This window comes from Streptococcus cristatus, assembly GCF_003943815.1.
GTDB lineage: Bacteria > Bacillota > Bacilli > Lactobacillales > Streptococcaceae > Streptococcus > Streptococcus cristatus_F.
On the sequence record NZ_RJNA01000007.1, the window covers coordinates 103,562 to 112,676 of the forward strand.

The following is a 9,115-nucleotide window of genomic DNA, read 5'->3' on the forward strand; positions in this document are numbered from 1 at the left end:
CTACCATCTGTTAAGAAAAATATCTCAGAGACTTTCTAGTTGCGCCAACTATTCTAGCTTTTCCTAAGTCCCTCTAGCAAATCCTAGGGAAAAAGAAGTAGCTCCACATTAAAAAGGACAGGTTACCCCATCCTTTCTAAAAATATAAGGAGACTCAATTAAAGAACACTGGAGGCAGCTTCAAAGCGTTTTTCGCCATCCAGATAAGTAGCAACCAGCTCCAAATCCTCGTCCAGCACGATAAAGTCGGCATCGTAGCCTTCCTTGATCTGGCCACAGACATCGTCGATGTGGACGGATTTTGCTGGGATAAGACTGGCCATCATGACTGCTTGGTGAGGATTTGCAATGCCCCACTCAACCACATTTTTCAGGCCGTCTTTGAGCTGCAGGATTGATCCTGCCAAGTTACCAGTCGATTTGAGACGAGCTGTACCATTGGCTACCACCACTGGAAATTCTCCCAGCATATAGTCGCCGTCTTCCAGCCCACCTGCAGTCATACAGTCTGTGATGAGGGCTACATGTTCATGGCCCTTTTGCTTAAGCAAAATATCACAGGCCTTGGGATCCACATGGTGACCATCACAAATCAGCTCTGCATAAGTGTGAGGCAGCTCGTACATAGCCCCAACCATGCCCAGCTCCCTGTGGGTCAGGCCCCGCATACCATTGTAGGCATGCACCCAGACACTAGCACCTGCTTCGACCGCAGTCTTGGCTTCATTATAGGTTGCGTTAGAATGCCCCAAAGCAACTGTCACACCTTCATCAGTGATGGTGCGGACAAATTCTTCCACGCCCTCACGCTCAGGTGCCAAAGCAATCTTATTAAGCAGACCATTAGCTGCCTTTTGCCAAGCACGAAATTCATCCATACGAGGGTCCTTCATGTAAGCTGGGTTTTGGGCACCCTTGTACTTTTCAGTGAAGTAGGGCCCTTCAAAGTAGAGACCACGAATCTTGGCACCACTTGCTTCTTGATAGCGCGCACCAATATTTTCCGTCACAGCTAGGAGTTGCTCGTAAGATGATGTCAGCGTGGTCGGTAGGAAACTGGTCACCCCAGTCGTCAAAAGTCCTTCGCTCATGGTATGGAGGGTACCTTCGATGTTATTGTCCATGACATCAACCCCACCAAAACCATGGATATGGGTATCCACCAGACCCGGTGCGACAGAGTAGCCTGTATAATCCACCACTTCTGCATCCGCAGAGACTTCCTCTACTAATTTTCCAAATTTTCCATCAATCACTTCCAAAAATCCACCCTTGCGAATCCCTTGAGGATAGAAGAACTGATCGGCTTTTATATATTTAGGCATCTGACTGCCTCCCCTTGTTCTATTTCTATTGACTCTATTATAACGCTTTCTATTTTATTTGTAAATGGTCTATACCTCTTTTTTAGAAAAATTTATTATATTATTTAAATCAAGAAAAGAGAGTGGGACAGAAATCGGTAATTCGTTAGAATTCGCTTTCGTCGTCCCACCTCCGCACAGTTGAGTAGGGCTGTAAAAGCTGATGAAATCAGCGTAATAGAGCCCACTCAACCACTGCGTCTTGCTCGATAATGCAAAGACAATTGAGAGGCTAGGACTTTTGTCCCAGCCTCTTTCTGTCTTAAATTTGTTCCATTTGTACTTTCTCAGCCAAATTCATGGCGTGGTCAGCAACTCTGGTATAGTGAGAAATGATATCGATGAAGTTGACCCCAGCTTGAGGCGTACATTCTCCCTTGTTGAGACGAGCAATGTGGGTCTTGCGCAGGCTGCGTTCTAGCTTGTCAATCTCCGCATGTTTGGCCTCCAAACTATTGGCCAAGTCCACATTATTTGTTTCCACAGAAGTCAAAGCTTCTTTGATAAAGTCCAAGGTCAATTGATAAATATTTTCCAATTCTTCCAAGGCAGCTGGTGAAAATTCCACCTTCTTGCGGTGCAAGTAGTCTGTCAAATTCAGCAAAGCTTCTGAGTGGTCGCCGATTCTCTCCAAATCACGGCTAGAGTCCAAAATGCTAGTCAAAACTTCACTCTCTTTTGGATTGAGCTGTTGACCAGATAAGACAATCAGATAGCGAGTCAATTCATCATCAATAGCGTTGATGGCTTCCTCAGTCTTATGACCCTTCTCAGCGGATTTTTCTTCGTAATTAATAATATAATCATAGGCCAATTCGAAAGATTTAGCCGCGTAGCCACCCAAGTGAAGGAGTTCCTTTTTAGCATTTCCCAAAGCCAGTGATGGCGCTTGGTCGATCAAAATCGTATCTAGGTAGAGAGATTCGTATTTAACGGTCTCATCCTCACCCGGAATCAACTTGGTAACCAAGAAAGCTAAAAAGCCAATAAAAGGAAATTGGATAATGGTATTGGTAATATTAAAAGTTCCGTGGGCAAAGGCAATGGTCATTTCTGGTGACAAGTGCAAGGCTGTCTCAAACCACTGAATCAGTGATGTAAAAGGCAGCAGGAAGAGCATACAGATGACTGTTCCCACAACGTTAAAGGCCACATGCGCTCCAGCGACACGCTTGGCTGCGATATTAGCTCCCAAGGAAGCAATAATCGCTGTAATCGTCGTTCCGATATTGTCACCAAAGAGGACTGGCAAAGCTCCTTGCAGATCAATGAGATTGCTGGCATAGAGATTTTGCAGAATCCCGATGGTCGCCGAAGATGCTTGAATGAGCAGAGTCAAGCCTGTTCCGACAAAGACACCCAAGACTGGATTTTTACTCAGCTGAACCATGTAATCTCGAAAGACTTGCAAGTCTTTAAGAGGCTCCATGGCTCCACTCATAAGATTGAGGGCGAAAAAAATCCCGCCGACACCAAAGAGGATGCGCCCGACATTGTTCACTGAGCGATTCTTAGTGAAAAAGAGGCAAACCGCACCGACAAAGAGCAAGGGCAGGGCGTAATCACCCAACTTAAAACCAATGATGAAGGAAGTCACGGTCGTACCAATATTGGCCCCCATGACAATCCCGATAGCCTGACGCAGAGTCAACAGACCTGCACTCACCAGACCAACTGTGATCACTGTCACACCTGAACTAGACTGGATCAGGGCTGTCATCCCAATCCCAACTAGCACACCTAAAAAAGGATTGCTCGTGTATTTATCAATGAAATAGCGCAGGCGGTCTCCAGCTGCCTGCTGCAAGCCGTCACCCATCATACGAATACTATACAGGAACAGCCCCAAGCCTCCTAAAAAGCTAAATATAATTTCTTGCCAATTAATGGACATTTCTTTTCCTCCGAAAAATAAATAGCGGATAATCTCCTATACTATTTTAAAACATCCAGCCTAATCTCACAAGCCTTTTCTGAAAAAGAATCGAATTATTTTTGCTCATTTTGAAACTTTTATTTTCTTCACACTTAAGAGCAAACTAGAACAGGCGGCAAGGTCCTCTCACCACAATAAAAGACAAGCAGGAAAAGCAAAATTTCAAAATATTTAGCTTAGCTCACCGCTTTATAGGCTCAGAGTTAAAAGATAGAAATTACCTCAGTTTATTTCAGCACGATTCACATTCTACGCATACAAAGATTAAAAATCCCAGATAGCCTATGACTATCTGGGATTTGCTTTTCATCACTAAAATGTTTTTATCATTTTAACTGAGATTTAAGACTAGTCTTCCAAATTGACATCAGACGCTGATTCTTTCTTCTTTTTGTTCTTGAGAAAGGCTGATGCCAACGTTGCTATTCCTAATCCAAGCGCTGCTAATGGATTATTGGCAGTTCCTGTATTTGGTAAAGCTTTAGCATTTGGAGTAACTTTGACTTTTTCTGGTTGTGCAGGCTGTGGCTTAGGTGCTTGAGAATGATTTGTAGCACTAGATACAGATGCACTTTCAAACAGACTAGTAGAGATGCTTGCGCTATCACTCAGTGACACACTCGCGGATGTGCTCAATGAAGCAGAGACACTCATGCTCAAGTAGGCACTTGCTGAAAGTGAGTCGTCAGCGATAGCATGACTGGCACTGATTGAACCTGAAATGCTTGCACTTGTACTCAATGAAGTAGAGATAGACTGACTATCACTTACAGAAGCTGAAGTACTTGCACTTACAGATGCGAGGTAGCTTGGCAGGTTAAACTCTGGCTTAGACTCGCTGGTTGGATCACCCTTACTGTAGCTGAATGAATTTGACTCTTGTGACACACTTGTACTCAAGCTACTTGAAAGGCTATCGCTAAGTGATGTAGAGGTACTTACACTTACGCTTGCTGAATCTGAAGCACTAAGCGATGCACTGAGACTGGTGCTCAAGCTGGTGCTTGCTGAATCTGAAGCACTAAGCGATGCACTGAGGCTAGTGCTCAAGCTGGTGCTTGCTGAATCTGATGCGCTAATTGAAGCACTGAGGCTTGTACTCAAGCTAGTGCTTGCTGAATCTGAGGCACTGATTGAGGCACTTAGACTTGTGCTCAAACTTGTGCTTGCTGAATCTGATGCGCTAATTGAGGCACTGAGGCTTGTACTCAAGCTGGTGCTTGCTGAATCTGACGCACTGATTGAGGCACTTAGACTTGTGCTCAAGCTTGTGCTTGCTGAATCTGAGGCACTGATTGATGCACTGAGGCTTGTGCTCAAGCTGGTGCTTGCTGAATCTGAAGCGCTAATTGAGGCACTGAGACTTGTGCTCAAACTTGTGCTTGCTGAATCTGAGGCACTGATTGATGCACTGAGGCTTGTGCTCAAGCTGGTGCTTGCTGAATCTGACGCACTGATTGAGGCACTTAGACTTGTGCTCAAGCTTGTGCTTGCTGAATCTGAGGCACTGATTGATGCACTGAGGCTTGTGCTCAAGCTTGTGCTTGCTGAATCTGAAGCGCTAATTGAGGCACTGAGACTTGTGCTCAAACTTGTGCTTGCTGAATCTGAGGCACTGAGTGATGCACTGAGGCTTGTGCTCAAGCTGGTGCTTGCTGAATCTGAGGCACTAATTGAGGCACTGAGACTTGTGCTCAAACTTGTGCTTGCTGAATCTGACGCACTGATTGAGGCACTTAGACTTGTGCTCAAACTTGTACTTGTTGAATCTGAGGCACTGATTGATGCACTGAGGCTTGTGCTCAAGCTGGTGCTTGTTGAGTCTGAAGCACTGAGTGAAGCACTTTGGCTAGTACTCAAACTTGTACTTGTTGAATCTGAGGCACTGATTGATGCACTGAGGCTCGTGCTCAGGCTAGTGCTTGCTGAATCTGAAGCGCTAATTGAGGCACTGAGGCTTGTACTCAAGCTTGCACTTGATGACTCTGAGGCACTAATTGAGGCACTGAGGCTTGTACTCAAGCTTGTGCTTGTTGAGTCTGAAGCACTGAGTGAAGCACTTTGGCTAGTACTCAAACTTGTACTTGTTGAATCTGAGGCACTGATTGATGCACTGAGGCTCGTGCTCAGGCTAGTGCTTGCTGAATCTGAAGCGCTAATTGAGGCACTGAGGCTTGTACTCAAACTTGTGCTTGCTGAGTCTGACGCGCTAATTGAGGCACTGAGGCTCGTGCTCAAGCTGGTGCTTGCTGAATCTGAAGCACTAATTGAGGCACTGAGGCTTGTGCTCAAACTTGTGCTTGCTGAATCTGAAGCGCTAATTGAGGCACTGAGGCTCGTGCTCAAGCTTGTACTTGCTGAATCTGACGCACTGAGTGAGGCACTGAGGCTTGTGCTCAAACTTGTACTTGCTGAATCTGAAGCACTGATTGAAGCACTGAGGCTTGTGCTCAAACTTGTACTTGCTGAATCTGAAGCACTGATTGATGCACTGAGGCTCGTGCTCAAGCTGGTGCTTGCTGAATCTGAAGCACTAATTGAGGCACTTAGACTTGTGCTCAAACTTGTGCTTGCTGAATCTGAAGCGCTAATTGAGGTACTGAGGCTCGTGCTCAAGCTGGTGCTGGCTGAATCTGACGCACTGAGTGAGGCACTGAGGCTCGTGCTCAAGCTGGTGCTTGCTGAATCTGAGGCACTGATTGAGNCACTGAGGCTTGTACTCAAGCTGGTGCTGGCTGAATCTGAGGCACTGAGTGAAGCACTGAGACTTGTGCTCAAACTTGTACTTGCTGAGTCTGAGGCACTGATTGATGCACTAAGGCTTGTACTCAAGCTGGTGCTTGCTGAGTCTGAGGCACTGATTGATGCACTGAGGCTTGTACTCAAGCTGGTGCTGGCTGAATCTGAGGCACTAATTGAGGCACTGAGACTTGTGCTCAAACTTGTGCTTGCTGAATCTGAAGCGCTAATTGAGGCACTGAGGCTTGTACTCAAGCTGGTGCTGGCTGAATCTGACGCACTAATTGAGGCACTGAGGCTCGTGCTCAAACTTGTACTTNCTGAATCTGAGGCACTGAGTGAAGCACTTAGACTTGTGCTCAAACTTGTACTTGCTGAATCTGAGGCACTAATTGATGCACTGAGGCTTGTGCTCAAACTTGTACTTGCTGAATCTGAGGCACTAATTGATGCACTGAGGCTTGTGCTCAAACTTGTACTTGCTGAATCTGATGNGCTAATTGAGGCACTGAGGCTTGTACTCAAGCTGGTGCTTGCTGAATCTGAGGCACTGAGTGAAGCACTTAGACTTGTGCTCAAACTTGTACTTGCTGAATCTGAGGCGCTAATTGAGGCACTGAGGCTCGTGCTCAAGCTGGTGCTTGTTGAATCTGAAGCGCTAATTGAGGCACTGAGACTTGTGCTCAAACTTGTGCTGGCTGAATCTGAAGCACTTGCGCTTGTTGAAACTGATTGACTCAAGCTCAACGATGCTGATTCACTTGCACTTGCTGAAATTGACTGACTCAAGCTCAACGAAGCTGAAGCACTGGCACTTACTGAGACAGACTGGCTCAAGCTCAATGAGCTTGAAGCTGATTCACTTGTTGAGACTGATTGACTCAAGCTTACTGATGCTGAAGCACTGGCACTTACTGAGACTGACTGGCTGGTGCTCAATGAGGTTGAAGCTGACTCGCTTGTTGAAACTGATTGACTCAAGCTTACTGATGCTGAAGCACTGGCACTTACTGAGACTGACTGGCTCAAGCTCATTGACGCTGAAGCTGACTCGCTTGTTGAGACAGACTGGCTTGCGCTCAATGAAGCTGAGGCACTGGCACTTGCTGAGACAGACTGGCTCAAGCTCAAGGACGCTGAAGCAGACTCGCTTGTTGAAACTGATTGACTCAAGCTCATTGACGCTGAAGCTGACTCGCTTGTTGAAACTGACTGGCTCAAGCTCAAGGACGTTGAAGCTGACTCACTTGTTGAAACTGACTGGCTCAGGCTTACTGATGCTGAAGCACTGGCACTTACTGAGACAGACTGGCTGGTGCTCAATGAGCTTGAAGCTGATTCACTTGTTGAAACTGACTGGCTTGCGCTCAATGAAGCTGAGGCACTTGCACTTGCTGAGACAGACTGGCTCAAGCTCAAGGACGCTGAAGCTGACTCGCTTGTTGAAACTGATTGACTCAAGCTTACTGATGCTGAAGCACTGGCACTTACTGAGACTGACTGGCTGGTGCTCAATGAGGTTGAAGCTGACTCGCTTGTTGAAACTGATTGACTCAAGCTTACTGATGCTGAAGCACTGGCACTTACTGAGACTGACTGGCTCAAGCTCATTGACGCTGAAGCTGACTCGCTTGCTGAGACTGACTGGCTGGTACTCAATGACGCTGAAGCTGACTCGCTTGTTGAGACAGACTGGCTTGCGCTCAATGAAGCTGAGGCACTGGCACTTGCTGAGACAGATTGACTCAAACTCAATGACGCTGAAGCAGAATCGCTTGTTGAAACTGACTGACTCAAGCTTACTGATGCTGAAGCACTGGCACTTGCTGAGACAGACTGGCTCAGACTTACTGATGCTGAAGTGCTTGTGCTTGCTGAGACTGACTGGCTTGCGCTCAATGACGCTGAAGCACTGGCACTTGTTGAGACTGACTGACTCAAGCTCAATGACGCTGAAGCTGACTCACTTGTTGAAACTGACTGGCTCAGGCTTACTGATGCTGAAGCACTGGCACTTACTGAGACTGACTGGCTGGTGCTCAATGAGGTTGAAGCTGACTCGCTTGCTGAGACAGACTGGCTCAGGCTTACTGATGCTGAAGCACTTGCGCTTGTTGAGACAGATTGACTCAAGCTCAATGACGCTGAAGCTGATTCACTTACTGAAACTGACTGGCTCAAGCTCAATGACGCTGAAGCACTTGCGCTTGTTGAAACTGACTGACTCAAGCTCAATGATGCTGAAGCAGACTCGCTGGTTGAAACTGATTGACTCAAGCTCAATGACGCTGAAGCAGACTCGCTTGTTGAGACAGACTGGCTCAAGCTCAATGAGGTTGAAGCTGATTCACTTGCTGAGACTGACTGACTCAAGCTCAACGATGCTGAAGCACTGGCACTTGCTGATACAGACTGGCTAGTGCTCAATGAAGTTGAAGCAGATTCGCTTACCGAAACTGATTGACTCAGGCTCAGTGACGCTGAGGCACTTGCGCTTGTTGAAACTGACTGGCTTGCGCTCAATGAAGCTGAAGTAGACTCGCTTGTTGAGACAGACTGGCTGGTGCTCAATGACGCTGAAGCTGACTCGCTTGTTGAGACAGACTGGCTGGTGCTCAATGACGTTGAAGCTGATTCACTTGTTGAAACTGACTGGCTCAGGCTTACTGATGCTGAGGCACTTGCACTTGTTGAAACGGATTGGCTCAGGCTTACTGATGCTGAGGCACTTGCACTTGTTGAAACGGATTGGCTCAGGCTTACTGATGCTGAAGCACTGGCACTTACTGAGACTGACTGGCTCAAGCTCATTGACGCTGAAGCAGACTCGCTTGCTGAGACTGACTGGCTGGTGCTCAATGAAGTTGAAGCACTGGCACTTGCTGAGACTGACTGGCTCAAGCTCATTGACGCTGAGGCACTTGCGCTTGTTGAAACAGATTGACTCAAGCTTACTGATGCTGAAGCACTGGCACTTACTGAGACTGACTGGCTCAAGCTCAAGGACGCTGAAGCACTTGCGCTTGTTGAGACTGATTGACTCAGGCTTACTGACGCTGAAGTGCTTGTGCTTGCT

4 protein-coding genes and 1 pseudogene are annotated in these 9,115 nt (G+C 46.9%); 2 read left to right on the plus strand and 3 right to left on the minus strand.

Annotation, left to right across the window (positions count from 1 at the left end; all coding sequences use genetic code 11):
- Positions 1-158: 158 nt before the first annotated feature.
- The 3 genes from nagA to D8872_RS11115 all read right to left on the minus strand — a co-directional run bounded on the left by nagA (position 159) and on the right by D8872_RS11115 (position 4,188).
- Positions 159-1,325: an N-acetylglucosamine-6-phosphate deacetylase gene (gene nagA / locus D8872_RS06225; RefSeq protein ID WP_125390321.1), complete on the minus strand. Its 1,167-nt coding sequence runs from the start codon at positions 1,323-1,325 to the stop codon at positions 159-161.
- Positions 1,326-1,626: 301 nt separating this feature from the next.
- The gene (locus tag D8872_RS06235; RefSeq protein WP_125390322.1) at positions 1,627-3,258 is read right to left on the minus strand and encodes a Na/Pi cotransporter family protein; all 1,632 of its coding nucleotides are present in this window, start codon (positions 3,256-3,258) and stop codon (positions 1,627-1,629) included.
- Between the two features lie 390 nt (positions 3,259-3,648).
- Positions 3,649-4,188 (minus strand): LPXTG cell wall anchor domain-containing protein, encoded by a 540-nt coding sequence (locus tag D8872_RS11115; protein ID WP_312023918.1) that lies wholly within the window; start codon positions 4,186-4,188, stop codon positions 3,649-3,651.
- Between the two features lie 2,564 nt (positions 4,189-6,752).
- Here D8872_RS11115 and D8872_RS11120 point away from each other — a divergent pair.
- Positions 6,753-8,459 carry a hypothetical protein gene (locus tag D8872_RS11120; RefSeq protein WP_312023919.1) on the plus strand — a complete coding sequence of 569 codons (1,707 nt, stop codon included), beginning with the start codon at positions 6,753-6,755 and terminating at the stop codon, positions 8,457-8,459.
- Between the two features lie 123 nt (positions 8,460-8,582).
- Positions 8,583-9,115, plus strand: a pseudogene (locus D8872_RS11125) (hypothetical protein); the annotation flags it as partial.

Excerpts from the sequence above, each read along its gene's own strand:
- nagA (WP_125390321.1), bottom strand. The coding sequence starts at position 1,325 with ATGCCTAAATATATAAAAGCCGATCAGTTCTTCTATCCTCAAGGGATT.
- D8872_RS06235 (WP_125390322.1), bottom strand. The coding sequence starts at position 3,258 with ATGTCCATTAATTGGCAAGAAATTATATTTAGCTTTTTAGGAGGCTTG.